The sequence below is a fragment of the Magnetospirillum sp. LM-5 genome (genome assembly GCF_902729445.1).
Classification (GTDB): domain Bacteria; phylum Pseudomonadota; class Alphaproteobacteria; order Rhodospirillales; family Magnetospirillaceae; genus Magnetospirillum.
The window spans coordinates 176,807-202,415 of sequence record NZ_CACVCE010000023.1; the positions used below are offsets into that span (position 1 = coordinate 176,807).

General features: G+C 68.0%; 20 protein-coding genes and 1 tRNA gene. 10 read left to right on the forward strand and 11 right to left on the reverse strand.

Annotation, left to right across the window (positions count from 1 at the left end; translation table 11 throughout):
• Positions 1–139: 139 nt before the first annotated feature.
• From MTBLM5_RS10415 to MTBLM5_RS10430, 4 genes are read right to left on the reverse strand one after another with little or no spacing between them, the layout of a single operon-like run.
• Positions 140–2,182, reverse strand: coding sequence for a hypothetical protein (locus MTBLM5_RS10415; protein ID WP_173976050.1), 2,043 nt, complete (start codon positions 2,180–2,182; stop codon positions 140–142).
• Entirely contained in the window at positions 2,179–4,845 is a 2,667-nt protein-coding gene (locus tag MTBLM5_RS10420) for a DUF4159 domain-containing protein (RefSeq protein ID WP_173976051.1), read from the reverse strand. The genes MTBLM5_RS10415 and MTBLM5_RS10420 overlap by 4 nt, the downstream gene beginning before the upstream one ends.
• Positions 4,839–5,696: a DUF58 domain-containing protein gene (locus MTBLM5_RS10425; protein WP_173976052.1), complete on the reverse strand. Its 858-nt coding sequence runs from the start codon at positions 5,694–5,696 to the stop codon at positions 4,839–4,841. Before MTBLM5_RS10425 ends, MTBLM5_RS10420 begins: the two co-directional genes overlap by 7 nt.
• Positions 5,693–6,628, reverse strand: a complete 936-nt coding sequence (locus MTBLM5_RS10430) for a MoxR family ATPase (RefSeq protein WP_173976132.1) — start codon at positions 6,626–6,628, stop codon at positions 5,693–5,695. The genes MTBLM5_RS10425 and MTBLM5_RS10430 overlap by 4 nt, the downstream gene beginning before the upstream one ends.
• A 52-nt stretch (positions 6,629–6,680) precedes the next feature.
• On the opposite strand from MTBLM5_RS10430, the gene MTBLM5_RS10435 reads away from it, so the two are divergent.
• Genes MTBLM5_RS10435 through MTBLM5_RS10450 form a run of 4 tightly spaced genes read left to right on the forward strand, consistent with a single transcriptional unit; the run spans position 6,681 to position 9,695 of the window.
• A complete protein-coding gene (locus MTBLM5_RS10435) occupies positions 6,681–7,211 on the forward strand; it encodes a DUF1285 domain-containing protein (RefSeq protein ID WP_371814013.1) in 531 nt (176 codons plus the stop codon).
• Positions 7,160–7,837, forward strand: coding sequence for a CoA pyrophosphatase (locus tag MTBLM5_RS10440; protein ID WP_173976054.1), 678 nt, complete (start codon positions 7,160–7,162; stop codon positions 7,835–7,837). The genes MTBLM5_RS10435 and MTBLM5_RS10440 overlap by 52 nt, the downstream gene beginning before the upstream one ends.
• Positions 7,834–9,126 (forward strand): CCA tRNA nucleotidyltransferase, encoded by a 1,293-nt coding sequence (locus MTBLM5_RS10445; protein ID WP_173976055.1) that lies wholly within the window; start codon positions 7,834–7,836, stop codon positions 9,124–9,126. Before MTBLM5_RS10440 ends, MTBLM5_RS10445 begins: the two co-directional genes overlap by 4 nt.
• The gene (locus MTBLM5_RS10450) at positions 9,123–9,695 is read left to right on the forward strand and encodes an isoprenylcysteine carboxylmethyltransferase family protein (RefSeq protein ID WP_173976056.1); all 573 of its coding nucleotides are present in this window, start codon (positions 9,123–9,125) and stop codon (positions 9,693–9,695) included. Before MTBLM5_RS10445 ends, MTBLM5_RS10450 begins: the two co-directional genes overlap by 4 nt.
• Here MTBLM5_RS10450 and MTBLM5_RS10455 read toward each other — a convergent pair.
• The 3 genes from MTBLM5_RS10455 to MTBLM5_RS10465 all read right to left on the reverse strand — a co-directional run bounded on the left by MTBLM5_RS10455 (position 9,688) and on the right by MTBLM5_RS10465 (position 16,469).
• Complete coding sequence (locus tag MTBLM5_RS10455) at positions 9,688–10,563, reverse strand: transglutaminase family protein (RefSeq protein ID WP_173976057.1); 876 nt, start codon at positions 10,561–10,563, stop codon at positions 9,688–9,690. The two genes, MTBLM5_RS10450 and MTBLM5_RS10455, sit on opposite strands and share 8 nt — an antisense overlap.
• On the reverse strand, positions 10,560–13,022 hold the full coding sequence (locus MTBLM5_RS10460) for a circularly permuted type 2 ATP-grasp protein (RefSeq protein WP_173976058.1): 2,463 nt from the start codon (positions 13,020–13,022) through the stop codon (positions 10,560–10,562). Before MTBLM5_RS10460 ends, MTBLM5_RS10455 begins: the two co-directional genes overlap by 4 nt.
• Before the next feature lie 114 nt (positions 13,023–13,136).
• Complete coding sequence (locus MTBLM5_RS10465; RefSeq protein ID WP_173976059.1) at positions 13,137–16,469, reverse strand: DUF2126 domain-containing protein; 3,333 nt, start codon at positions 16,467–16,469, stop codon at positions 13,137–13,139.
• Between the two features lie 174 nt (positions 16,470–16,643).
• On the opposite strand from MTBLM5_RS10465, the gene MTBLM5_RS10470 reads away from it, so the two are divergent.
• Complete coding sequence (locus MTBLM5_RS10470) at positions 16,644–18,107, forward strand: circularly permuted type 2 ATP-grasp protein (protein WP_173976060.1); 1,464 nt, start codon at positions 16,644–16,646, stop codon at positions 18,105–18,107.
• 4 nt (positions 18,108–18,111) lie between these two features.
• Positions 18,112–19,059, forward strand: coding sequence for an alpha-E domain-containing protein (locus MTBLM5_RS10475; RefSeq protein WP_173976061.1), 948 nt, complete (start codon positions 18,112–18,114; stop codon positions 19,057–19,059).
• Positions 19,060–19,064: 5 nt separating this feature from the next.
• Here the strand turns inward: MTBLM5_RS10475 and MTBLM5_RS10480 are convergent, their stop codons facing one another.
• The 4 genes from MTBLM5_RS10480 to MTBLM5_RS10495 form a co-directional block, all read right to left on the reverse strand.
• Positions 19,065–19,352, reverse strand: coding sequence for a HigA family addiction module antitoxin (locus MTBLM5_RS10480; RefSeq protein WP_173976062.1), 288 nt, complete (start codon positions 19,350–19,352; stop codon positions 19,065–19,067).
• A gap of 10 nt (positions 19,353–19,362) precedes the next feature.
• Positions 19,363–19,641 (reverse strand): type II toxin-antitoxin system RelE/ParE family toxin, encoded by a 279-nt coding sequence (locus tag MTBLM5_RS10485; RefSeq protein ID WP_173976063.1) that lies wholly within the window; start codon positions 19,639–19,641, stop codon positions 19,363–19,365.
• 97 nt (positions 19,642–19,738) lie between these two features.
• Positions 19,739–19,814 (reverse strand) — tRNA-Ala (locus tag MTBLM5_RS10490).
• Between the two features lie 88 nt (positions 19,815–19,902).
• The gene (locus tag MTBLM5_RS10495; protein WP_068498278.1) at positions 19,903–20,274 is read right to left on the reverse strand and encodes a TIGR02300 family protein; all 372 of its coding nucleotides are present in this window, start codon (positions 20,272–20,274) and stop codon (positions 19,903–19,905) included.
• 182 nt (positions 20,275–20,456) lie between these two features.
• Between MTBLM5_RS10495 and aroA the strand changes: the two genes are divergently transcribed.
• The 4 genes from aroA to MTBLM5_RS10515 all read left to right on the forward strand — a co-directional run bounded on the left by aroA (position 20,457) and on the right by MTBLM5_RS10515 (position 25,596).
• Positions 20,457–21,794 carry a 3-phosphoshikimate 1-carboxyvinyltransferase gene (gene aroA, locus MTBLM5_RS10500; protein WP_371814010.1) on the forward strand — a complete coding sequence of 446 codons (1,338 nt, stop codon included), beginning with the start codon at positions 20,457–20,459 and terminating at the stop codon, positions 21,792–21,794.
• Between the two features lie 99 nt (positions 21,795–21,893).
• On the forward strand, positions 21,894–22,535 hold the full coding sequence (gene cmk / locus MTBLM5_RS10505) for a (d)CMP kinase (RefSeq protein WP_173976065.1): 642 nt from the start codon (positions 21,894–21,896) through the stop codon (positions 22,533–22,535).
• 143 nt (positions 22,536–22,678) lie between these two features.
• A complete protein-coding gene (rpsA, locus tag MTBLM5_RS10510; protein ID WP_173976066.1) occupies positions 22,679–24,355 on the forward strand; it encodes a 30S ribosomal protein S1 in 1,677 nt (558 codons plus the stop codon).
• A gap of 281 nt (positions 24,356–24,636) precedes the next feature.
• Entirely contained in the window at positions 24,637–25,596 is a 960-nt protein-coding gene (locus MTBLM5_RS10515) for an Abi family protein (protein ID WP_173976067.1), read from the forward strand.
• Positions 25,597–25,609: the final 13 nt, after the last annotated feature.

Here is a 25,609-nt window from a genome sequence, read left to right on the forward strand (position 1 = left end):
TCCACCACCTTGGTATCTTCCCCCTGCCGTGTCGCGGATGTTGGATTCTCTGGTACGGCGACGGCGAGTGTACTCAGGCGGTGTGCGTTAATCTATAGGTAATGACTCCAAACGATCGGTTAATTCGAAAAGCTTGATGTCACCTGCCTTCCCGCCACCAGGCGGCCAGGATCGTGGCGAGCGATAGGATCAAAAGCAGCAAGGGTGTGAAAAGGGGAACATCGCGAGCGCCGGTGACGACGAACTCGTCGCGGGCGACCACGCCGATCCAGCCATTTCCGGCGGTCGCGCCGCCGCCGGTGACGCGGCGGATGTCGGGAATGCCGTCCTTGGCGAGCTGGGTGATCGAGCCGCGGCTGGCCGCCGCGATCGGGGCCAGGATGGCCGTGGTGGCGGTCAGTTCGCCCATTTCCAGCGGGTTGGCCCCGCCATGCGCCGCCACGGTGCGGAAGGGGCCGTCGCTGACCCGCCACAAGCCAGGCTGATCGGCCGCCAGGCTGGCGTGGAACGCGCCGTCGGTTCCGGCGGTCAGCGGATGGTCGGCGCTGCTGCCGTCGGGGCGGGTGACGGTGATCGGGCCGGCCTGGTCGGCCAGGGTGCGCCGGGTCACCTCGAGCCGGCCGGCGCGGATCTCGGCGGCCAGCGCCTCTTCCTCCAGTTCGGGCTCCTGCATCAGCCAATGGGCCAGCCGGCGCAGCAATTCGTCGTGCGGGCCGCCGCCCTCGTGACCCCGCGCCCACAGCCAGGCGGTGTCGGACAGCAACAGGCCGACGCGGCCGTCGCCTACCCGGTTCAACACCAAGAGCGGCCGGCCGTCGGTGCCGGTCAGCACCGTTTGCCCCGCGCTGGGCCCCACCGCGATCTGGCGCACCCACGGCCCCCAGCCGGCTTCCGTCGCCGCCAGCGGGCCGCTGACCGGGTGGCGCCGCCCGATCTCGGCCAGGCGCGGGCGGAAGCTTTTTTCGATGACCTGGCCGGTGGGGGCGGCCGGCAGCACCGCGCCCAGCGAGGATTCCGAAAGCGCGCCCGGTTCGGCGAATTCCGGCCCGACCGACACCAGAAGTGCGCCGCCCTTGCGGACATAGTCGGCCAGCGCCTGGTAATAGCCGCCAGTCAGGATGCCGCGGCCGCGATAGCGATCGAACACCACCAGATCGAAGTCGGGCAGCTTCTCCTCGAACAATTCGCGGACCGGGAAGGTGATCAGCGACAACTCGCGGATCGGCGTCAGATCATCCTTTTCCGGCGGGCGCAGGATAGTGAAATGGACCAGATCGACCGAGGGGTCGGCCTTCAGCAGGTTGCGCCAGGCCCGCTCGCCGGCATGGGGCTCGCCCGAGACCAGCAGCACCTTCAGCCGGTCGCGCACCCCCGACACCGAGACCAGTTGGCGATTGTTGGCGTCGGACAGCTCGCCTGCGGCCGGCTGGGCGGTCAACTCGACCAGGTTGGCGCCGCCATGGCGGATGGGGATGTCCACGTGCAGGTCGCGATTGACCGGCTGGGGCGCATCGATCAGCGGCGTGCCGTCGATGGCGACCGTCAGCCGCACCGGGGCCGATTGGCCGGGATCGTCGATGCGCAGCGTGATCGGCGCGCTTTTGCCGACCAGGGCGAAGCCGGGTTGGCGGACGATGGTCAGGCGGCGGTCGCGCTCGGTGGCGGTGCCGGTCAGCAGGACGTGCAGGGGCGCGTCCAGGCGGGGCGCATCCGGGCGGGGTGGGGGGCTGGCATCGTGGATGCGGCCGTCGGTGATGGCGACGATGCCGGCCAGCCGGCGCCGCCCGATATCGGCCAGGGCGCGGTCGGCGGCCTCGAACAGGCGGGTGCCCTGGTCGGTGCCGGCCACCCGCTCGACCCGGACCTCAAGGTTGGGCAGGCGGGCCAGGCGCTCGCGCACCGCAGCCAGGGCTGATTCGCTACGTTCGGCCCGACCGTCGATGCGGTTGGACGGGCTGTCGTCCACCAGCACCAGGGCGATGTCGGGCAGGGATTGGCGCTCGGCCACCGTCAGGCGCGGGCCGGCCAGGGCGGCGGTCAGCACGGCGAACAGGGCCAGCCGCCACCACGCCCCGCGGGCGCGCCGCGCCAAGGCGAAGGCGGCGGCGGCCAGGAAGGCCAGGGCCAGCATCGCCAGGTCCGACCAGTCCAGCAGCGGGGCGAAATGCAGGCTGGCGTTCATCGGCCCAGCCTTTCCAGGATCGCCGGCAGGTGGACCTGGTCGGCCTTGTAATTGCCGGTCAGGGCGTACATCACCAGATTGACGCCGAAGCGCAGCGCCATCTCGCGCTGGCGCTCGCCGCCGGGGACGCAGGCGTAAAGCGGGCGGTCGCGCTCGTCGGTGGCCCAGGCGCCGGCCCAGTCGTTGGCCCCGGCCACCACCGGCGACACGCCGTCCTGGCCGCCGGCGCGGGGATCGGCGGCCCAGGCCGGCCCGTTCCACCGCCCGGGCAATTCGCGCAGCAGATAGAACGAGCGGGTCAGCACATGGTCCGGCCCGACCGGCACCAGGCCCGGCAGGGCCAGATCGGCGGTAAGCGCGCGGGCGCTGTCGGCCTCGCCGCCGGCATTGGCTCCGTCGCCGGCACTGTCCAGCACGATCATGCCGCCGGCCCGCAGATAGGCGGTCAGGCGGGCGATGGCCGCCGGCGAGGGCGGCTTTTGCGCCACCCCCACCGGCCAATAGATCAACGGGTAAAGGTGGACCGGATCGGCTTCGAGATCGATGCCGACCGGTGCGGCCAGCCGCGCGGTCGAGCGTTGGCCGACCAGCTTGGACAAGGCCTTCAGGCCGGCGGCACTTTTGCGGTCGGTCTCGCCGTCATGGGTGCGCACCCAGGCCAGCCGGGTCGACAGCGCCGCCTCGGGCGGGGCGGGGTCGGCGGCATGGGCCGGCAGGGCGGCGGCGGTCAGGGCCAAGGCCGCCAGTGCCGCGCGGGTCAGCAGGCCGCGCAGACCCAACGACACCATCAGGTCGAGCAGGACCAGCAGGCCGGCGGCCAGCAGCAGCGGCCCGCGCAGGTCGCGCTCGCCGGGCTTTTGGCCGGACAGCGCGGTGGATTTCACCCCGGGCACCGCCGCCAGCGGACGCAAGGGGCCGATCAGCGGCGCCAGATTGACCGCCTGGCGCCAGGGGCCGGACCCGTAGAAACCGGGCGGGTGGCGCGGGCCGACCGGCGCGCCCTCGGGCCGGGCCACCACCAGCGGGCCGGGCGGGGTCAATCGGCCGAAGCCGTCCAGCGTCTCGATGGGCATGGCCGGCCCGGCCGGCCGGTCGGCCACCAGGCCGGTGGACAATTGGGTCAGCCGGCGGGTCATCTCGACGAACAGGCCCGACAGCGGCAGGTTGCTCCATTCGGCGTTGGCGGTGGTGTGGATCAGCACCAGCCAGCCCTTGCCCTGTCGTCGTCCGGTCACCAGCGGCGTGCCGTCGGTCAGGCTGGCCCAGGTCCGTTCCGCCAGGTCGGGCACCGGCTCGGCCAGGACCTGCGAGGCGACGCGGATGTCGGGATCGGCGGTCAAGCCCGCGAAGGGGCCGTGATCGGGGAAGGCGGCCAGGCCTTGCGGGTTGGTCCAGCTCATGGCGCCGCCCAGGCTGCGGCCGCCAGTGCGCAAGGCCACCGGGGCCAGCGGATCGGGGGTCGTGCGGCCGGAGATGGCGCGCGCGGTCTCGGGGCCGGCGAAGCGGACCAGCACGCCGCCGGCCTCGACCCATTCGGTCAGCCGGCGGGTCATGCTGGCCGAGGGCGGCGGCAGGTCGGCCAGCACCAGCATCGCCACGCCGCGATCCATCAGGCTGCCGACCTCGCCGTGATGCAGGTCGGCGAACGGCGCCAGGGCGCGGTCCAGGTAATAAAGCGGCGCCAGCAGCGGTACCGCCGCCTCGTCCAGCGCCGCCAGTCCGACCGGGCGACGGCGCCAGCGCTCGTCCAGCAAGGCGGAGGTGCCGGCGCCCATCATCCCATCGATATCCAGCCGGACCACCTGGTTTCTCAGGTCGGCCGGCAGGCGGATCTCGATTCTGGCTTCGGTGCGGCCGGCCGGCAATTCGGTCTCGGCGCGGGCCAGCACCCGCCCGGCCGGATCCGAGGCCCGGACGGCGATGCGCTCGGGCTCGGGCGGGGCCTGGGCGCGGACCAGCCGGGCGGTCAGGCGGTCGGCGGCGCCCGATTCCTCGGGCGGGGACAGCAGCAAGGCGGCGCGGCCGAACACCAGCTCGACGCCGCCGCCCAGGGTTTGCAATTCCCGCATCAGCTCTTGGCCGGCGCCGTCCTCCAGCCCGTCGGTCAGCCAGACGACTTCGGTGACCGTGTCGCGCGGCCAGGCCGCCACCGCCTTTCGCACCTCGGACCGCCCCGTCGGCCACGGCTTGGGCTCCAGCGCGGCCAGCCGAGCCAGCGCCTCGGTGGCGGTCAGCCAGTCGTCGGACAGGAATGGCGGCGCGGTGGCGACCAGGCGAACCGGCCGGCCCAGGCGGTCGGCGTGACGCAGGACCGATTGGGCGAAGGCCTGGCGGTCGCGCCAGTCGGCGGCCGCCGCCCAGCCGTCGTCGATCACCAGCACCAGCGGCGAGTTGGCGTGGTGCGCGCGTGGATGGGCCACCGGCCCGGCGGCGGCGGCGACCAGCAAGATCACCGCCAGCAGGCGCAGCGCCAGCATCCACCACGGCGTGCGCGCCGTGCTGTCTTCGGCCGAGCCCAGTGCGGCCAGCAGGACCAGCGGCGGGAAGGATTGGTGCCGGGGTGCGGGCGGCAGCAGGCGCAGCAGCAGCCACAGGATCGGGGCCAGGGCCAGCGCCCCCAAGGCCCACGGCGCGGTGAAGCCGATGGCGCCCAGCTCTAGCATGGCAGGCCGTTTCGCGGCGACGCCAGCCGGCGGTAAAGGGCCAGCAGGGCGGTCTGTGGCGGCTGGTCGCTATGGTGGCAGGAAAAGCTCCAGCCGGCGGCGCGGGCGATGGCCACCAATCCGTCGCGGTGGGCGGTCATCCGCTGCTGGTAGCCGTCGCGCAGGTCCTGCGCACGCCGGGCCAGGAACTGGGCGCCGCCTTCCGGGTCGGTGAAGCGGATGCGGCCGTCGAACGGCAGGGTTTCCTCGGCCGGGTCCAGCACCTGCAGCAGATGGCCGCCGGCCCGGCCGCCGGCCCAGGCGCGGACCCGGGCGGCGATCATGTCCAGCGGCTCAAGGAAATCCGACACCAGCACCATCTCGACGCCCTTCGGCGGCGGTTCGGCGGGCGGCGCGGGCGTTGCCGCCAGCGCGGCGGCCAGGCGCGACAGGGTCTGCGGCCCGTGGCCGGCCGCCAGCCAGCCGGCGGCGGCCACCCGTTCGCCGCCGCGCAGCAGACAGGCGGCCAAGGCCAGGGTCAGCACCAGGGCGCGTTCGGCCTTGGTCGGCAGGTTCGGATCAGAGCGCCACTCCATCGAGGCGGTGCCGTCGCACCACAGCCAGACCGTCTGGGCGGCGGCCCACTCGGTCTGGCGCACGAACAGGTCCTGGCCGCGCGCCGATTGCCGCCAGTCGATGGCCGAGGCCGGGTCGCCGGTCTGGGCGTGGCGGAACTGCCAGAAGGATTCGCCCGGTCCGGCCCGGCGTCGCCCGTGCGCGCCGCCGGTCACGGCGGCGGCCACCCGCTCGGCCGCCACCAGCAAGGGCGGCAGCCGGGCGGCCAATTGCCGGGCGGCGCCCTCGGTGGTCACCCGATGGTCTCGATCAGGCGGGCGATGATGTGACCGACCGTGATGCCGTCGGCGCGGGCGGCGAAGCCCACCGCCATGCGATGGCGCAGCACCGGCGGGGCCAGGGCGACGACGTCATCGACCGACGGCGACGGCCTGCCGTCCAGCAGGGCGCGGGCGCGGGCGGCCAGCATCAGCGCTTGCGCCGCGCGCGGGCCGGGGCCCCAGGCGACGTGACGGCGCACCTCGTCCAGGGGCGAGGTCTCGGGCCGGCCGGCGCGGACCAGGGTCAGGATCGCCTCGACCACGCTTTCGCCGACCGGCAGACGGCGCACCAATTCTTGCGCCGCCACCAATTCGGCGGCGGTCAGCACCGCCTGCGGCGGCGCTTCGGCCGGGCCGGTGGTGGCGACCAGCATGTGGCGCTCGGCCGCAAGGTCGGGATAGCCGACATCGATCTGCAGCAGGAAACGATCCAACTGCGCCTCGGGCAGCGGATAGGTGCCTTCCTGCTCCAGCGGGTTCTGGGTGGCGACGACGTGGAACGGCTTGGGCAAATCGTGGTAATGGCCGGCCACCGAGACGCGGCCTTCCTGCATCGCCTGCAGCAGCGCCGATTGGGTGCGCGGGCTGGCGCGGTTGATCTCGTCGGCCATCAGAAGCTGGCAGAAGACCGGCCCCTTCAGGAAGCGGAACGCCCGCGCCCCGCCGGCCGCCTGCTCCAGCACCTCGGACCCCAGGATGTCGGCCGGCATCAGATCGGGGGTGAACTGCACCCGCTTGTCGGTCAATCCCAGGGTGATCCCCAACGTCTGCACCAGCCGGGTCTTGGCCAGGCCGGGTACGCCGATCAACAGGGCGTGACCCCCCGCCAGCAGCGTGATAAGTGTCTCGTCGATGACTCGATCCTGGCCGAAGATGACGCGGCCGATCGCCGCGCGGGCCTCGGCCATGCGGGCGGCGGTGGTTTCGAGCGCTTTGACGGTTTCGTCCGGGGCGGAGATGATGGTCAAGAAGGCAAACCTCGTGGGGCGACCGGTGGACCCGGGTGATTGCGGCGATCTGGGGATTCATATCGACCGAACCGGGCGTTGGTTTTACCACGGCTCTTCGATCGATCGCAAAGAGATGGTCTGCCTGTTCGCCCAGATGATGAGCCGCGACGCCGATGGTCGCTATTGGCTGATCAGCCCGGGGGAAAAGGGCACCATCACCGTCGAGGACGTGCCCTTCCTGGCGGTCGAGATGTTCACCGGCGGCTCGGGCCGCGAGCAGGTGGTCAGCTTTCGCACCAATGTCGACGAGCTGGTGACGGTCGATCAGGACCATCCGATCTACTTCGCCGATTGCCCCCAGACCGGGGAAGTGGTTCCCTATGTGACGGTGCGCGACGGTCTCGACGCGCGCCTGACCCGGCCGGTCTATTACGAACTGGTGGCGCTGGGCTTCGAGGAACGGTTCGACGACGAAGAATTGTACGGATTATGGAGCAGCGGGACGTTCTTTCCCCTGGGGCGGCTGACCGACCCCGACTGACCCTGGCGGACATCCGCCAGCGGCTGGGGCGCGGCCATAATCCGGCCGCGCGGGGCGACGCCCATCTCGAACGCCAGATCGACGGCCCCGATGCTCCGGGCCGGGCCGCGCTGACCGATGGAAGCGAACCCACCCCCGCCGCCGTGCTGGTGCCGCTGGTCGAACATTCCGACGGCTTCACCGTCTTGTTGACCCAGCGCACCGAGCATCTGGCCCATCATCCCGGCCAGATCAGCTTTCCCGGCGGCCGGCTGGAACCGGCCGACCAGGGCGACGCCGTCACCTGCGCACTGCGCGAAACCGAAGAAGAGATCGGCTTGCCGGCCTCACGCGTCACCATCCTGGGCCGGCTGGACGATTACGTCACCGGTACCGGCTTCATCATCACGCCGGTCGTCGGCGTGATCACGCCGCCGGTGGTGACCAATGCCGACCCGTTCGAGGTCGCCGAGGTGTTCGAGGTGCCGCTGCACTTCCTGCTCGATCCCGAGAACCACAAGCTGCACCGGCGCATCGTCGAAGGCCGCCACCGCCCGTTCTGGTCGATGACCTGGGAACAGCGGATGATCTGGGGCGCCACCGCCGGCATGCTGGTCAATTTGTCCGACGTCCTGGGGCAGCCGTGATCGCCACCCGTTCATCCTCCGAGCCGGTCGGGCAATTGTCGCCGCAGGACTGGCTGGACGCCCCCGAGACCCAGGCGGTGCTGGACGCCCTGACCGCCGACGGGTCCGAGGTCCGCTTCGTCGGCGGCTGCGTGCGCGACGCCGTGCTCAAGCGCCCGATCAAGGATATCGACATCGCCACCCATGACCCGCCGCAGGTGGTGATGGCGTTGCTGGACGATGCCGGCATCCATTGCATCCCCACCGGCATCGACCATGGCACGGTGACGGCGGTGATCGGCAAGGCCCATTACGAGATCACCACGCTGCGCGAGGATGTCGAGACCTTCGGCCGCCACGCCCGGGTCGCCTTCACTGACGACTGGACCGCCGACGCCGCCCGGCGCGACTTCACCATGAACGCCATGTTCGCCGACCGTCAGGGCCGGGTCTATGACCCGTTCGACGGGCTGTCCGACCTGGGCGCCGGCCGGGTGGTGTTCGTCGGCAACCCGCAAAGGCGGCTGGAAGAGGACGTGCTGCGGCTGCTGCGCTTCTTCCGCTTCCACGCCCATTACGGCCGGCCGCCGATGAATGAGTCGGCGTTGGCCGCCTGCCGCCGCATGGCGCCCCGGCTGGTCGAGTTGTCGGGCGAGCGGGTGGCCGGCGAGTTCGTGCGGCTGATGCAGGCCCCCGATCCGGCGGCGGTGCTGCTGGTGATGCATGGTCTGGGCATCCTGGCCCATGTCCTGCCCGAGGCCGCCGCCTTCGGCCGGCTGCGGGTGGTGTGCTGGCTCGAGACCCGGGCGATGGTCCGGCCCGGATTGGGAATCGACTGGTTGCGCCGGTTGGCTGCGGTGCTGGACACCGACGCTGCCGGCGCGCGGGCGGTGGGCGAACGGCTGAAGATGTCGGCGGTGCAGACCGCCCGGCTGGTGTCCATCGCCGCGCCCAAGGTCCGGCTGGATCCGGCCATGGACGGGCCGGCGATCCGGCGCGCCCTTCGATCGGTTGGGGCCGACACCTTCCGCGACCTGCTGCTGGTCGCCTGGGCCGAGGCCCGGGCCGTCGATGGTCGCGCCAACTCGACCGAAAGCGCCCGGTGGATCGCTCTGCTGGATGAATGCGACGGGTGGCGGCCGGTGGAATTGCCGGTCAGGGGCGCCGACTGCCTGGAATTGGGCGTCCCCAAGGGGCCGCGCATCGGCCAGGTGCTGGCCCTGGTCGATCAATGGTGGGAAGACCGCGATTACCGGCCCGGTCGCGACGCGTGCCTGGCCCGCCTGCGCGAACTGGTGGGGCAGGGGTGAGCGCGGTGCTGGCCTATGCGCTGGCCTGGGGGGCGTTCGGCCTGATCCATTCCCTGCTGGCACGCGCCGCCGTGAAGGACCGGCTGCGGCCGTTGTTCGGGCGGGGCTATCGCCTGGCCTACAACCTGTTCGCCGGATTGTGTTTCGCCGCTGTCGCCTGGGTCGGCGCCGTCACCCTGGGCAACTGGCCGGCCTTCGAACTGCCGTTCCCGGTGGCGGTCGGCCTGGGTGGGATCCATCTGGCCGGCTGGGCGGTGATGATCTGGGCGGCCCGTCACACCGATCTTTCCAGGCTGGGCGGCCTGGCCCAATGGCGCGGCCAGGACGATGACGGCCCGTTGACGCAAGCCGGACCCTATCGTCTTTGCCGCCACCCGCTTTATTTGGGCGGCCACCTGATCTTGTGGGGGCTGGCGCTGTCGCCGCTGGGCCTGGCCACCGCAGCTTTCGGCAGCACGTATCTGGTGATCGGCGCTGCTTTCGAGGAACGCGATCTGCGCAAACGCTATGGCGCGCCCTATGCCGAATATTGCCGGCGGGTGCCGTTCCTGTTTCCTCGAATCAACTGATCTCGACCACATCGACGGCGACGTGGACCTGGTGTTCGCCGCCGCCCAGCACGACGCCGCGCACCGGGCTGACATCGTCGTAATCGCGGCCCCAGGCGACGGTGACGTGGTCCTGGCCGGCGACCATGTTGTTGGTGGGATCGACGTCCAGCCAGCCCCAGCCGGGCTGATAGACCGACAGCCAGGCGTGCGAGGCGTCGGTGCCGATCATCTTTTCCTTGCCTGCCGGCGCGATGGTGCGGATATAGCCGCTGACATAGCGGGCCGCCAGCCCCATGGCCCGCAAACAGCCGATGCCGACATGGGCGAAATCCTGGCACACGCCGCGTCGCTCGGCGAACACCGCCGCCAGCGGCGTGCCGACGGTGGTGGCGTGGGAATCGAAGGCGAAATCGGCGTGGATGCGGGCCACCAGTTCCATCACCGCCTCGGCCAGGTTGCGGCCCGGTCGGAAGCTTGGCGCGGCGTATTCGGCGGCTTCGGCCAGGATCGGCACCTGCGGCGAGGCGAAGACGTAATCCATCACCGAACCGTCCAGGTTCGAACATTGCCACGAATCGAAGCGCACGCTGTCCCAGGCCGGCACGGCAAAGCGCGACAAGGGCGGCTGGTCGCTGGTTTCGACCACGAACGAGGATTCGATCACCAATGTCGAATGCGAGTTCTGGATGGTGAAGAAGGTCACCGGATTGCCGAAATAATCGGTGCCGTCGGCATGCAGCACCGCCGGCTCGGGACGGATCGACACCGCCGCCTCGCTGATCTTCTGGCCGGCGACGACGCGCGGGCGCAGATGGGCGGCATGGTGCGACAATTGCACCGGCTCGGCATATTTGTAGGTGGTGGTGTGGCGGACCTTGTACTTCACGGCAGCACCTCCAGCCGGGTGACCGGCAGCCGCCATTGGGCATGGGTGAAGTAGGTCCGGGTCACCTGTTCCGACAATTCCCACAGGCGCGAGCGCAGGAAATCCAGCAGCCGTTCGGCATCGTGATAGCCGGCGTCGCGCTCGAAGCGGGACAGGATTGCGACATCGGTGGTGCGCACCGTGCCCAGAAGGATGGTCATCAGCTTCTGCGCCGGCGTGTAGAAGCCGGAATCGTCGCCGATGGCGGCCAGGCGGTCGGTATGGGCGGCCATGGTGGTCACCTGGAAGGCCAGCGAACGCGGGTTGCTTTCGTCGCACAGCAACAGGTCCAGCACGCCCGCCAGCCGGGGCGAGGCCAGATAGCGCGAGCGATAGGTCATCACGCTGTCCCACAATTCCAGCAGCAATTCCAGCGGGACGGCATCCTCGCTTTCGGCGTCGGTCAGGGCGCCGGACAGGGTATCGACCATGGCGATGGCGCGCTCGAGGCGCCGGCCGGCATCCAGGAACAGCCATTGCGGCCCGCGGGTCATGTTCTCCATGGCCAGGCCGTTGATGGCCTGGATCACCATCAGCACCGAATTCAGCCGGCCGATGACGTCTTCGTCCAGGCTTTCGTGGCCAAGCGCGCCGACCTCTTCGCGCAGGCGCTGGACGGCGCGCCAGGTGTCGGCCGACAGGCGGTCGCGCAGGTTGGTGACCACCCGGATCATGCGATCGACGGCGTTGGCCAGGCCGGGCTTGGCTCCGTCGAGATGATAGCCCAGCAGCGTGCCGGGCAGGGTCTCGGCGGCGGTGCGCAACGAATCGGTCGGCAGGTGCAGGCCCAACAGGCCCATCATCACCAAGGTCTCGCGCGCCTGTTTGGCATCGTCCTGGGCCAGCGCCTCTTCCATGTGCGACAGCGTCGCGCGCAACAGCCGCGTGGTCGATTCGCAGCGTTCGAGATAGCGGCCCAGCCAGAACATGTTGTCGGCCACTCGCGACGGCAGATCGCGGTTGTCGCGGGTCAACCGCACCTCGGGGGCGCGGACCCGGCCGGCCGCCGCCGCCGCGTCGCGCGGGCCGGTGCTGCTGATCCACACATCCTTGCTGCCGCCGCCGCCGGTCTGCAGCCGGGTGGTCATCAGGTCGCGTTCGGCCGACAATCGGGCCAGGCCGCCGGGCAGCACCTGCCAGCCCTTGTCGGTGTTGGTGGCGAATACCCGGATCACGCAATGCTGCGATTCCAGGAACCCGCCGGTCCAGACCGGCACCGTCGAGGTGCCGCCGATCTCCTGGGCGACCCAGTCCCACGGCCGCGTGGTGATGGCCGTCTTCAGGCGGGCCGCTTCCGGGCTCGTCAGGGCTGCGCCGACCAGCGACTTGTCGCGGGCGACGAAGGCCGGCCGCACGATCAGGCGTTCCAGATTGTCGATGACGTGGCGGCAGGCGTCGGGCTCGCCGCACCACCAGGTCGGCACCGAGGCCAGGATCAGCGGCTGGCCCAGCAAGGCCTGGGACAGGGCCGGCATGAAGCCCATCAGCGAGGCGCCGTCCAACAGGCCGGTGCCGATGGCGTTGGCCACCGCGACGTTGCCGACGCGGGCCGATTGCAGCAGGCCGGCCACGCCCAGCGTCGAATCGCCCCTCAGTTCCAGCGGGTCGCACCACGAGCCGCCGGTCCTGCGCAAGATCACATCGACCCGCTGCAGGCCGGTCAGGGCCTTGAGGTAGACATGATTGTCGCGCACGGTCAAATCCTCGCCCTGGACCAGGGTGACGCCCAGTTGGCGGGCCAGGAAGGCGTGCTCGAAATAGGTGGCGTTGTAGGGGCCGGGCGTCAGCAGCACGATGCGCGGATCGTCGGTGTGGCGCGGCGACAAGGACGGCAGCGAGCGGTAAAGCGCGTCGAAATAAGGCCCCAGCCGTTCGACCTGATGCGAGCGGTGCAGTTCGGGCAGCACGCGGCTGACGATGGCGCGGTTTTCCAGGGCATAGCCGGCGCCCGACGGATTTTCGGTGCGGTCGCCGACCACCCGCCAGCGTCCGTCATGGCCGCGTGCCAGATCGGCGGCATAGGTGTGCAGCCGTTTACCCCCGGCCGGCGCCCAGCCGTGGCAGGGACGCAGGAAATCGGGATTGGCGTGCAACAGCGCCGACGGCACCAGCCCACGCGCCACCAGGCTGCGCGGGCCATACAGGTCGTCGAGGATGGTTTCCAGCAGGCCGGCCCGCTGTATCACCCCCTGGGTGATGGTGTCCCATTCCTCGCGCGACAGGATGACCGGCAACGGGTCCAGCTGCCACGGCCGGTCCAGTCCGGCCGGGTCGCCATAGACGTTGTAGGTGACGCCGTTGTCCCTGAGCAGACGCTGGCCCAGATCCCACCGCCTGCGCATCTCGGCCGGGTCGAACCGCATCAGGGACTCGATGAAGGGCTGCCAGTGCGGGCGCACCGAACCGTTCGCCGCGATCACCTCGTCATAGGTGCCGGCTTGCGGACGGTACAGGCTTTGGAAATCAACGACCGGGGCGCCCCAGCTGTTCCTGATACGGCGTGGAATGTTCGTCTCCCCCCCAGGGTGTTTTTTCTATTGTAGCCGCAAATCCAGCGTATGGGGATAATCGGGATGTACCGCCCGACTGACCACCCGAACCGGGCCGTGGGTATGGCCGAACGGGAAGAAGCGGGCGCGCCGCCGGGCCTCGGCCTCGTAGGAATTGACCGGGAAGGTGTCGTAATTGCGCCCGCCCGGATGGGCGACATGGTGGGTGCAGCCGGCCACCGCCTGGCCGGTCCAGGTGTCGATCAGATCGAACACCAGCGGCGAATGCACGCCGATGGTCGGATGCAGGCAACTGGCCGGCTGCCAGGCGCGATAGCGCACGCCGGCGACGAACTCGCCCTGGGTGCCGGTGGCGGCCAGCGGCACCGGATGGCCGTTGCAGGCCAGCTTATAGCGATCGCCCGCCAGGTTGGAGAGCTTGACCTGAACCCGCTCGACCGAGCTGTCGACATAGCGCACGGTGCCGCCGCCGCCGGCTTCCTCGCCCATGACGTGCCACGGCTCCAGCGCGGTCCTGAGTTCCAGGCCGATGCCGGCATGGGTGATGGCGCCGATCACCGGGAAGCGGAATTCCACATGGGCGGCGAACCAGGCCGGGTCGAAGCGGTATCCGCCGGCCGCCAGCCATTCCAGCACCTCGGCGAAATCCTTCTCCAGCCAATGGGGCAGCATGAAACGGTCACGAAGTGCGGACCCGAAGCGGACCAGCGGCTGGGTATAGGGCTGGTCCCAGAACCGGGCGACCAGGGCGCGCAGCAGCAATTGGCTGACCAGGCTCATGCGGGCGTGGGGCGGCATCTCGAAGGCGCGGAACTCGACCAGGCCCAGCCGGCCGGTCGGGCCATCGGGCGAATACAGCTTGTCGATGCACAATTCGGTGCGGTGGGTGTTGCCCGACGAATCGATCAAGACGTTGCGCAGGATGCGGTCCACCAGCCACGGCGCGACCGGGGTGCCCGGCGGCGGCAATTGGGCCAGGGCGATTTCCAGCTCGTACAGCGTGTCGTCGCGGGCCTCGTCGACGCGGGGATGCTGGCTGGTCGGGCCGATGAACAGGCCCGAGAACAGATAGGACAGGCTGGGATGGTTCTGCCAGAAGCGGATCAGGCTGCCCAGCAGATCGGGCCGGCGCAGGAACGGGCTGTCGGCGGCCTTGGCCCCGCCCAGCACCATGTGGTTGCCGCCGCCGGTGCCGACATGGCGGCCGTCGATCATGAACTTCTCGGTGCCCAGCCGGCACTGATGGGCTTCCTCGTACAGGATTTCCGTGCTGGTCACCAACTCGCGCCAATGGGCGACGGGGTGGACGTTGACCTCGATGACGCCGGGGTCGGGGGTGATCTTGATGATCCGCAGGCGCGGGTCGTTGGGCGGCGGATAGCCTTCCACATGGATCGGCGCCTTGGTCTCGGCGGCGGCGCCCTCGACGGCCTCGATCAGGTCCAGATATTGCTCGGCGGTCTCGACCGGCGGCAGGAAGACGTTGATGCGCCCGTCGCGCGGCTGGATGCACAGCGCGGTGCGGACATTGCCCGACACCAGGCCCTTTTCGGTCTCGTGCGGGCGCAGATCGACCGGGATCTGCTGGGTGACGGTGCCCTTGGGCGACGGGTCGGCGGCCACCCGCGACATCTGGGCGCGCGGCGCCCGCCTGGGCGGCGGCGGCAGCGGGCCGCGTTCCTCGAACGGGTCGCGCTCGTTGTGATAGGGGTACGAGCCGGGGGCAATCCACGGCAGCGAGGCCAAAGGCAGGCGCAGGCCCAGGGGCGAATCGCCCGGCACCACGATCAGCTTGCCGTCGCGGGTCGGCCATGGTCCGGTGACCCAGCGGAACCCGTCCTTCGCCTGCCACGGCTGCAGCGGCAGCACGAAGCCGGTGGGGGTGCCCAGGCCGCGCCGGAACACGGCGGCCAGGCGGGCGCGCGATTCCGGGTCGTCCAGCTTGTTGTCGATGGGATCGACGTTGATCGGCAGGTTCTGTTCGGCCAGCAGGTAATGGGCCGGGTCCTCGAAGGCCGGATGGGCGAAGTCGGGATCGACGCCCAGCCGCTCGGCCAAGGCGTCGGCGAAGGCGCCGGCCAGTTCGACGGTGGGCTGGTGATCGTCGCTTTCCAGCGCGATCAGGGCGGGGTCGGTCCACAGGGGTTCGCCATCCTCGCGCCAGATCAGCGAAAAGGCCCAGCGCGGCAGGCTTTCACCGGGATACCATTTGCCCTGGCCATAGGCGATCAGCGCGCCCGGCGCGAAGCGGTCGCGCAGGCGGCGGATCAGGGAATCGGCATGGGCGCGCTTGGTCGGGCCGACGGCGGCGGTGTTCCATTCCTCGCCTTCCATGTCGACGGTCGAGACGAAGGTCGGCTCGCCGCCCTGGGTCAGGCGGACATCTCCCGCCATCAAGGCGCTGTCGACCTGATCGCCCAGGGCCAGCACCGCCTGCCATTGCTCGTCGGTGTAGGGCTTGGTGACGCGCGGCGTTTCGGCGATGCGGGTGACGCTCATCTTGTGGTCGAAGCTGACCTCGCACAGCTCGACCGCGCCGGTGACCGGGGCGGCGCTGGTCGGATCGGGCGAGGCGGCCAGCGGGATATGACCCTCGCCGGTCAACAGGCCCGAGGTCGGGTCCAGGCCGATCCAACCGGCGCCGGGCAGATAGACCTCGGTCCAGGCATGCAGGTCGGTGAAGTCGGCCGCGGCGCCGGCCGGGCCATCCAGCGGCTTGACGTCGGGGACCAACTGGATCAGGTAGCCCGACACGAAGCGGGCCGCCAGACCCAGGCGGCGCAGGATCTGCACCAGCAGCCAGGCCGAATCGCGGCACGAGCCGCTTTTCAGGGTCAGCGTCTGCTCGGGCGTCTGCACGCCCGGCTCCATGCGGATGGTGTAGGAAATGTCCGATTGCAGGCGCTGGTTCAGCGCCACCAGGAAATTGGTGGTCTGGGTGGGCGCGCTGGTGTCGATCGAGGCGACATAGGCGGCCAGCAGCGGCCCGGCTTCCTCGCACAACAGGAACGGCTTCAGCTCGTGGTCCAGTTCGGGGGCGTAGCGGAAGGGAAAGTGCTCGGCGTCGGGCTCCAGGAAGAAATCGAACGGGTTGGTCACGCTCATGTCGGCGACCAGTTCGACATCGACGGTGAAATGGCTGACCGGATCGGGGAACACCAGCCGGGCCAGCCAGTTGCCCTGCGGGTCCTGCTGCCAGTTGATGAAATGGCCCTTGGGCTCGATATCCAGCGAATAGGACAGGACCGGCGTGCGGGCGTGCGGGGCCGGGCGCAGGCGGACCACCTGCGGCGACAAGGTGACCGGGCGGTCGTAGCGGTACGAGGTGGTGTGGCGCAGCTTGACGTTGATGGCCATGGTCGGTCAGGGGTCCTTTCGCGAACGGATTCGGAAACCCTAGCACAGCCGGCGGCGATGCCACCTGCCAAAAGCTTAATTTTTCGGCATGGCAGGTATCCTGGCTATGATTTGATCAGGGGCTGAGGCGGTGCTAGGCTTGCGGTCAGGGTGACGATGATCGGAGGGTGGTGGATGGAGCAATCCCAGGGTACGCCGCAGGGCGGCGGGCTGATGGCCCGTTACCGGCGGGGCGAGTTCTTCTGCGAGCTGACCTCGCCGCGCGCTGCCGGGCAAGAGGCGCTGCAGGCGCTGTTTTCCCGCCTTGACGGGCTGGACGAAGAGACTCTTCGCCGACGCATCGCCGCCGCCGAGGAAGAGCTTTACGACCTGGGCATCACCTTCACCGTCTATTCCGACAAGGATGCCATCGACCGCATCTTGCCGTTCGACGTGCTGCCCCGGGTGATCACCGCCCCGGAATGGAGCGTGCTGGAAGCCGGCATCATCCAGCGCGTCACCGCCATCAATCTGTTCCTGGACGACCTGTACCACGACCAGCGCATCGTCGCCGACAAGGTGGTGCCGGCCGATCTGGTGTTGGGCAACGCCAATTATCACGCCTTCATGAAGGGCCTGAAGGTGCCGTGCGGCGCCTATTCCCACGTCTGCGGCATCGACCTGATCCGCGACCAGGAAGGGCTGTTCCGCGTGCTGGAAGACAATGCCCGCACGCCCTCGGGCGTGTCCTATGTGGTCGAGAACCGCAACCTGATGCTGCAATGCTTTCCCGACCTGATGGAAGGGTTCGGGGTGCGCTCGGTCGATAATTACGGACTGATGCTGCGCCAGGCGTTGGAAGAGATCGCGCCCGACACCGGATCCGAGCCCAAGGTGGTTCTGCTGAGCCCCGGCATCTTCAACTCGGCCTATTTCGAGCATGTGTTCCTGGCCCGCGAGATGGGCGTGCCGCTGGTCGAGGGCCGCGATCTGGTGGTCGAGGACGGCCGCGTCTTCATGCTGACCACCGCCGGCCGTTCGCCGGTCGATTGCATCTATCGCCGCATCGACGACGCCTTCCTCGACCCCAAGGTGTTCCGTCCCGATTCGATGCTGGGCGTGCCCGGGCTGATGGAGGCCTATCGCAAGGGCACCGTCTCGATCGCCAACGCGCCGGGCACCGGCGTCGCCGACGACAAGGCGGTTTATGCCTACATGCCGCGCATCGTGAAATATTACCTGGGCGAGGACGCCATCCTGCCCAATGTCGAGACCTTCATCTGCCGCGAGGCCGAGGGGCTGAAATACACCCTGGACAATCTGGACCAGCTGGTGGTCAAGCCGGTGGGCGAATCGGGCGGCTACGGCATGATCCTGGGGCCCAAGGCGACCCGGGCCGAACTGGACGAGTTCCGCGCCAAGCTGAAGGCCGATCCGGCCAATTACATCAGCCAGCCGATGATCGGCCTGTCGGTCTGTCCGACCCTGACGGCCAAGGGCGTCGAGCCCCGCCACGTCGATCTGCGCCCCTTCGCGGTGACCGGGGCCAAGACCCGGGTGCTGGCCGGCGGCCTGACGCGGGTGGCGATGAAGGAAGGATCGCTGGTGGTCAACTCGTCGCAGGGCGGCGGGTCCAAGGATACCTGGGTGCTGGAGTAGGACGATGAGCGAGCTTCTCTCCCGCAATGCCGATTGCATCATCTGGCTGGCCCGCTACATGGAGCGGGCCGAGAACCTGGCCCGCATCCTGGGCGTGGCCGAGACCTTCTCGCGCGATCAGGCCGGCCGCAACTGGCTGGCGGTGGTGCAGATCAACGCCGACGAGGAACGGTTCTTTGCCCGCCACCGCGTCGCCGACGCCCACACCGTGCCGCATTTCTATATCCTGGACGCCGACAACCCCAATTCGGTGATCTCGTCGGTCAGGGCCGCGCGCGAGAACGCGCGCTCGCTTCGGCCGCTGCTCTCGACCGAGATGTGGCGGCAACTGAACCGCATGAGCCGGTGGATGGGCGGCCTGTCGGCCAACGCCGTCAGCCAGGCCAATCTCTCCGCGCTGTGCACCGAGATCAAGGAAGCCTGCCAGCTGCACCTGGGCATCACCGAGGGCACCTTCTATCGCGACCAGGCCCATTATTTCTATTGGCTGGGCAAGAACATCGAGCGCGCCGACCAGACCACCCGGTTGCTGGACATCAAGTACCATACCCTGCTGCCCCGGGTCGAAGATGTCGGCTCGCCCCTGGATACCAGCCATTGGGGGGCGCTGTTGCGCGCGGCCGCCGGCTACCAGGCGGCGCGGCGCGTGCTGGGCGGCACCATCACGCCGAAATCGGTGGCGGCGTTCCTGCTGTTCTCGGATTCCTTCCCGCGTTCGGTGATCTTGTGCGTGCGCCAGATGGATTGGCTGTTGGCCCAATTGCGCAGCCGCTACCATCTGCGGGGCGGCGCCCGGGCGATGGAATTGCTGGACGAATTGCGCGCGGCGCTGTCGGACCAGACCATCGACCATGTGGTCGATCACGGCCTGCACGAATTCATCGACTGGGTCCAGCGCCAGCTGATCCTGATCTTCACCGAAATCCGCGAGACCTTCTGCCAGTCGCGGTAGGGGGGTTACGCCGCCCGCGGATTGACGTCTTGCGCGATGGCTGAACCTGTTTCGGCTTCAGCCCGCGAAAGGTCGTGGGCGGATTGCAGGTTAAGCCAGAATTGCGGCGTCGTGCCGAAATAGCGGGCCAGGCGCAGGGCGGTGTCGGCGCTGATGGCGCGGCGCTGGTGGATGATCTCGCCGATGCGCGAGGCCGGTACCCTCAGCGCGATGGCCAGGGCGTTGGCGCTGATCCCAAAGGGCTCGAGGAACTCGGTGCGCAGAACCTCGCCGGGGTGGGTCTTGATCCGCATGGTTGTCTCCTCAATGGTAATCGACGATCTCCACCGCCTCGGCTCCGCCCTCGCTCCATACGAAGCACACGCGCCATTGGTCGTTGATCCGGATGCTGAAGGCTCCCTTGCGGTTCCCTTTCAACGCCTCCAGGCGGTTGCCCGGCGGCACCCGCAGATCGACCAGATCGTGGGCGGCGTCCAACATGTCGAGTTTGCGCAGCGCTACCTTGGCGATGGACGCCAGCCGATGGGAAGCCATGCCCTGCCACAGAGCCTCGGTGTCCTTGTCGGCGAAGCTTCGGATCATGGTGTGATCATATAACGCGACACGTTAAACCTCAAGCGGATTGCTCGGGTGCGGGCGCTGCAAAGAAAAACCCCTAGGTTTCCCTAGGGGTTGATCTTGGTGGAGCCAGACGGAATCGAACCGACGACCTCTTGAATGCCATTCAAGCGCTCTCCCAACTGAGCTATGGCCCCTGAAACTTTTTACCGGTCGGCTTGGGTTGCCGTCGGTGGAGGCGGAACATATGGATTTGTCCGACCAGGGTCAAGCCAAAAAATTGGCTTAAACCTCGTCTTCGATTTCCTCGTCCATATGCTCCATGACCTCGGCCATGTCGTCATCGTCCTCGCCCAGGTCCGAGGCGTCCTCGATCAGGCCGGTCTCGTCCTCGTCGGCGGCGTCCTCGTCGGTGGCGATGGCATCGTCGTCCTCGACCACGGCCAGGTCGTCAACGACCAGCGCGGCCTTGGCGGCAGCGGCGGCGGCGGCGGCCTTGGCTTCGGCCGGGGCACCACCACGGCGCACCTTGAACGGCAGCTCCGGCTCGACCGTCGCACCGCACTTCGGGCAGATGATCGGAGAGCGGGTCAAGTCATAGAAACGGCAACCGCAGCTGCTGCAGGTCCGCTTCTGGCCCCATTCCGGCTTGGCCACGTCAGATCTCCTTGAAAACGCATCGGGGGCGGATCGCCACCTTGGCGGCGACGACCCAGAGGGGGCATTTGCCATGTTCGCCCCCCTGTGTCAAAACGAAAAAATCGTTTGCCCTCACGCTGGCTTTGCAGGCGGCCGTCCGACCTGCTAGACCTGCCCCGCTTTCACCCTTCGAAGGTTCGATGCCCGCCATGTCCAGACCGTTGATTTCCCGCCGTGCCGAGCCCTTGACCGGCCGGGCGAAGGTTCCCGGCGACAAGTCGATTTCGCACCGCGCCCTGATGTTCGGCGCCCTGGCGGTGGGCGAGAGCCGGATCGAGGGTTTGCTGGAAGGCGACGACGTGTTGCGCACCGCGGCGGCGATGCGGGCGCTGGGCGCCGAGGTGGAAAAGCAAGAAGACGGCTCGTGGCGGCTGTGGGGTCGCGGCGTCGGCGGGCTGATGGAGCCGGCCGACCTGCTGGACCTGGGCAATTCCGGCACCGGGGCGCGGCTGATGATGGGGCTGGTGGCGACCCATCCGTTCACCACCTTCTTCACCGGCGACGCCAGCTTGCGCTCGCGGCCGATGAAGCGGGTGTCCGAGCCGCTGTCGCGCATGGGGGCCAAGTTCGTCACCCGCGAGGGCGGGCGGCTGCCGGCGGCGGTGGTCGGCACCACCAACCCGGTTCCCATCACCTACGAGCTTCCGGTCGCCTCGGCCCAGGTCAAGTCGGCGATCCTGCTGGCCGGCCTCAATACCCCCGGCGAGACCACGGTGATCGAGCGCGAGGCCACCCGCGACCACACCGAGCTGATGCTGCGCCATTTCGGCGCCAACGTGACCACCACTGTCCGCGAGGACGGCGCCCGGGTGGTCACCGTCACCGGCTTTCCCGAACTGACCGGGCGCACGGTGATCGTGCCGGCCGATCCCAGCTCGGCGGCTTTTCCGCTGGTGGCGGCGCTGGTGGTGCCGGGCTCGACGGTGACCCTGGCAGGCATCGGCATGAACCCGCTGCGCACCGGACTGTTCCAGACCCTGCGGGAGATGGGCGCCGACATCCGCACCGACAATCCCCGCATCGAGGGCGGCGAAGAGGTCGCCGACCTGGTGGTCACATCCTCGGCCCTCAGGGGCGTTGACGTTCCGGCCGAGCGGGCGCCGTCGATGATCGACGAATATCCGATCCTGGCGGTGGCGGCCTCGTTCGCCGCCGGCACCACCCGGATGTTCGGCCTGTCCGAGCTTCGGGTGAAGGAAAGCGACCGCTTCACCGCCACCATGAACGGCCTGAAGGCCTGCGGCGTCGAGGTCGAGGCCGAGGGCGACACCCTGATCGTCCATGGCAAGGGCAGCCCGCCGCCGGGTGGCGCCACCATCGCCGTCAATTTGGACCACCGCATCGCCATGAGCTTCCTGGTGATGGGCATGGCCGCCGCCCAGCCGGTGGCGGTGGACGACGCCGAGGCGGTCGATACCAGCTTCCCCGGTTTCGTCGAGCTGATGAACGGCTTGGGCGCCGTGATCGAAAACAACTGATCCTCCCGGTCTCGTCATGCCCGGACTTGATCCGGGCATCCATGGATTGCCGGGTCAAGCCCGGCAATGACGAAGAGGGGGGCGAAAAGGGATGCTGTCATGACCACCACCACCATCATCGCCATCGACGGGCCGGCCGCCGCCGGCAAGGGGAGCCTGGCCAAGCGCCTGGCCGCCGAACTGGGGTTCGATTATCTGGATACCGGCCTGATCTATCGGGCGGTGGGGATGAAGGTCCTCGATGCCGGCTTCGACCCGGCCGATCCGGCCCGCGCCGGCGAAGCCGCCCGCGATCTCGAGCCCGCCGACCTGCAAGGCCCCGATCTGCGCACCGACGAAGCGGCCCAGGCGGCGTCGAAGGTGGCGTCCATTCCGGCGGTGCGCGATGCCCTGCTGGATTTCCAGCGCCGCTTCGCCGCCACTCCGCCGAATGGCAAGGGCGCGGTGCTGGACGGGCGCGACATCGGCACGGTGGTCTGCCCCGACGCCCCCATCAAGCTTTACGTCACCGCCAGCGCCGAGACCCGCGCCGAGCGGCGGCTGAAGGAGCTGCAGGCCAAGGGAATCGCCACCACCTTCGATCTGGTTCTGGCCGAGATGAAGGAACGCGACGAACGCGATTCCAGCCGGGCCGTCGCGCCCCTGAAGCCGGCCGATGACGCCCATCTGCTCGACAGTTCGACCCTGAATGCCGACCAGGCCTTCGACGTGGCGATTGCGTTTGTTCGCGCAAAGCTTTAAAAGGCTTGCCCATCATTTCGTCTTCAAGGCCCCGGCCGGTTACGGTCCGGGGCTGGTTTGCTTTTTTGGCGGGGCCAAACCCCCGAAGACCGCCGGAACCAACCGGCAGGCCGGATAATGATGATTGAAAGGACAGTAAACCAATGACTATGGAAGATTTTGCGGCTCTGCTCGACGAGAGCATGGGCGTCTCGAACCCGTTCGAGGGTTCGGTGATCAAGGGCATCGTGGTGCGTGTGGAAAGCGATTTCGCCGTCGTTGACGTCGGCTTGAAGTCGGAAGGCCGCGTGCCGCTGAAGGAATTCGCCACCGCCGGCCGCGCGCCGGAGGTGAAGTCGGGTGACGCCATCGAGGTGTTCGTCGAGCGCTACGAGGACAAGAACGGCGAAGTCGTCCTGTCCCGCGAGAAGGCCAAGCGCGAAGAAGCCTGGACCCTGCTGGAAAAGTCGTTCGAAGCCAACCAGCGCGTCAACGGCGTGATCTTCGGCCGCGTCAAGGGCGGTTTCACCGTCGATCTGTCGGGCGCCGTGGCGTTCCTGCCGGGCAGCCAGGTCGATATCCGCCCCGTGCGCGACATCACCCCCTTGCTGGGTTCCCCGCAGCCGTTCCAGATCCTGAAGATGGACCGCTCGCGCGGCAACATCGTGGTGTCGCGTCGCGCCGTGCTGGAAGAGACCCGCGCCGAACAGCGTTCCGAGCTGATCGAGAACCTGAAGGAAGGTCAGATCCTGGAAGGCGTGGTCAAGAACATCACCGATTACGGTGCGTTCGTGGACCTGGGCGGCGTCGACGGCCTGCTGCACGTCACCGACATCGCCTGGAAGCGCATCAACCATCCGTCGGAAGCGCTGCATATCGGCCAGACCGTCCGCGTGCAGGTCATCCGCTTCAACTCGGAAACCCAGCGCATCTCGCTCGGCATCAAGCAGCTTGACGCCGATCCGTGGGAGGGCGTGGAAGCCAAGTACCCGGTGCAGGCCAAGTTCGTCGGTCGCGTCACCAACATCACCGACTACGGCGCGTTCGTCGAGCTGGAGCCGGGTGTCGAGGGTCTGGTCCACGTCTCGGAAATGAGCTGGACCAAGAAGAACGTCCACCCCGGCAAGATCGTCTCGACCTCGCAGGAAGTCGAAGTGATGGTGCTGGACGTCGATCCGCAGAAGCGCCGCATCTCGCTGGGCCTCAAGCAGTGCCTGTCGAACCCGTGGGAGAGCTTCGTCGAGAAGTTCCCGGCCGGTACCCTGGTCGAGGGCGAGGTCAAGAACATCACCGAATTCGGTCTGTTCATCGGCCTGCCGGGCGACATCGACGGCATGGTCCACATGTCCGACCTGAGCTGGGAAAAGAGCGGCGACGCCGCCATCGCCGAGTTCAAGAAGGGCGACATGGTCAAGGCCAAGGTCCTGGACGTCGACATCGAGAAGGAGCGCATCAGCCTCGGCATCAAGCAGCTGTCGTCTGATCCGTTCCAGGATGCCGTCGCCAACGTCAAGAAGGGTGACATCGTCACCTGCACCGTGACCCAGGTGACCGAGAACGGCATCGAGGTCCAGGTGGACGGCATGACCGGCTTCATCCGCAAGGCCGAGCTCTCCCGCGAGCGGTCCGAGCAGCGGCCCGAGCGTTTCGCCGTCGGCGAGAAGATCGACGCCAAGGTCACCATGATCGAGAAGGGTGCCCGCAAGGTCACTCTGTCGGTCAAGGCCCGCGAGATCGACGAGGAAAAGCAGGCGATGGCCGAGTACGGTTCGTCCGACTCGGGCGCCAGCTTGGGCGACATCCTGGGCGCTGCCATGCGCAAGGCTCAGGAAGACAAGTAAGCCGGTTTTCGGCCCAAGGTCAGGAAAGGCCCGTCCCCGCAAGGGGGCGGGCTTTTTCGTTGAATCCGGTTGACGGCAATCAACCTTGTACGAAATGATATCGCTGATTAATCGATGAACACGCGCATGAAGCTTCGTTGTGGTTGCGGTGTTAAGCTTTGATGTTTTTGTTGACAGTCGATTCCCAAGGGGCTACTTAGGCGGCCAACAACGCCTCCCACGCCTCTCAACGATGCGCACCATGGGAGGCTATTTTTTTGCATGAGAGCCGTGAGCCCTATTTGAAGCAGCCGTTGGCTCCCGCGGAGCTTGTCGCCCTGCTCAGGTCGAGAGGACTTGAGGTCGGAGACGAATCTCGGCTCACGCATTACCTGACCTATATCGGCTATTTCCGGCTGTCCGGATATTTTCCGCCCTTTCAGGTGCGCCGAGAGGATGGGGGCGGTGCCTTCCGCCCCGGCACGACGTTCTCGCAGATCCTTGATCTCTACGTGTTCGACCGAAAGGTGCGACTGCTGCTGATCGACGCTTTGGAGCGTATCGAAGTGGCGATCCGCACGGTCATTTCGGACAAGATGTCGCTTGCCCATGGCGCCTTCTGGCTCAACAACGACACGCTGTTCGATAAGCCGCACCATCCCGAGATTGTCGAGCAGATCAATGCCTCGATCGATCTCCGGGATGGCAAGACGCACCATGCATTTCTTAAGCACTATTCCAGAAAGTACGCCAACATCTATCCGCCAAGCTGGATGGTGTTCGAAACCTTGTCGTTTGGTCAGGTCTCACATATCTACAAGCGGCTGCGGGGGTGTAATCAGAAATTGATCTCGGACGAGTTCGGCTTGGATAACGCCTTCTTCGAGAGCTGGCTTCACGTGCTGTGGTTCTCGCGCAATGTCGTCGCTCATCACAGCCGCGTCTGGAACAGGGTTTTCACCATTCAGCCGAAGATTCCCCGGAAACTTTCGGAAGCTTGGCCACGGGAAGCGGCAAACCGCTTTTATGGTCTTTGCGTCATGATCAATTATCTGATGGATGTCGTTGCTGACGGGTCTCGCTGGCCAGACCGCTTGCGGTCATTGCTGATGGAATATCCGGAAATTCCACTGGCGCAGATGGGGTTCCCCGAAGGATGGACGGGACTTGAGTACTGGAAACGACGGTTTTCCGTCGCTGAGGACGCGGCCGTGCTGTGTCCCTTGACGAACTCACTTTGCTATACACCCAACAGCGATTGACCGGCTGGCGGAA

What these genes read in the sequence shown, in the direction of transcription:
- MTBLM5_RS10440 (WP_173976054.1), top strand. Translation starts at nt 7,160, where the DNA reads ATGGAGCAGCGGGACGTTCTTTCCCCTGGGGCGGCTGACCGACCCCGA.
- rpsA (WP_173976066.1), top strand. Translation starts at nt 22,679, where the DNA reads ATGACTATGGAAGATTTTGCGGCTCTGCTCGACGAGAGCATGGGCGTC.
- MTBLM5_RS10420 (WP_173976051.1), bottom strand. Translation starts at nt 4,845, where the DNA reads ATGCTAGAGCTGGGCGCCATCGGCTTCACCGCGCCGTGGGCCTTGGGG.
- MTBLM5_RS10485 (WP_173976063.1), bottom strand. Translation starts at nt 19,641, where the DNA reads ATGATCCGAAGCTTCGCCGACAAGGACACCGAGGCTCTGTGGCAGGGC.
- MTBLM5_RS10475 (WP_173976061.1), top strand. Translation starts at nt 18,112, where the DNA reads ATGAGCGAGCTTCTCTCCCGCAATGCCGATTGCATCATCTGGCTGGCC.
- MTBLM5_RS10480 (WP_173976062.1), bottom strand. Translation starts at nt 19,352, where the DNA reads ATGCGGATCAAGACCCACCCCGGCGAGGTTCTGCGCACCGAGTTCCTC.
- MTBLM5_RS10465 (WP_173976059.1), bottom strand. Translation starts at nt 16,469, where the DNA reads ATGGCCATCAACGTCAAGCTGCGCCACACCACCTCGTACCGCTACGAC.
- MTBLM5_RS10470 (WP_173976060.1), top strand. Translation starts at nt 16,644, where the DNA reads ATGGAGCAATCCCAGGGTACGCCGCAGGGCGGCGGGCTGATGGCCCGT.
- cmk (WP_173976065.1), top strand. Translation starts at nt 21,894, where the DNA reads ATGACCACCACCACCATCATCGCCATCGACGGGCCGGCCGCCGCCGGC.
- MTBLM5_RS10415 (WP_173976050.1), bottom strand. Translation starts at nt 2,182, where the DNA reads ATGAACGCCAGCCTGCATTTCGCCCCGCTGCTGGACTGGTCGGACCTG.
- aroA (WP_371814010.1), top strand. Translation starts at nt 20,457, where the DNA reads ATGCCCGCCATGTCCAGACCGTTGATTTCCCGCCGTGCCGAGCCCTTG.
- MTBLM5_RS10430 (WP_173976132.1), bottom strand. Translation starts at nt 6,628, where the DNA reads ATGGCCGAGGCCCGCGCGGCGATCGGCCGCGTCATCTTCGGCCAGGAT.
- MTBLM5_RS10435 (WP_371814013.1), top strand. Translation starts at nt 6,681, where the DNA reads ATGGTCAAGAAGGCAAACCTCGTGGGGCGACCGGTGGACCCGGGTGAT.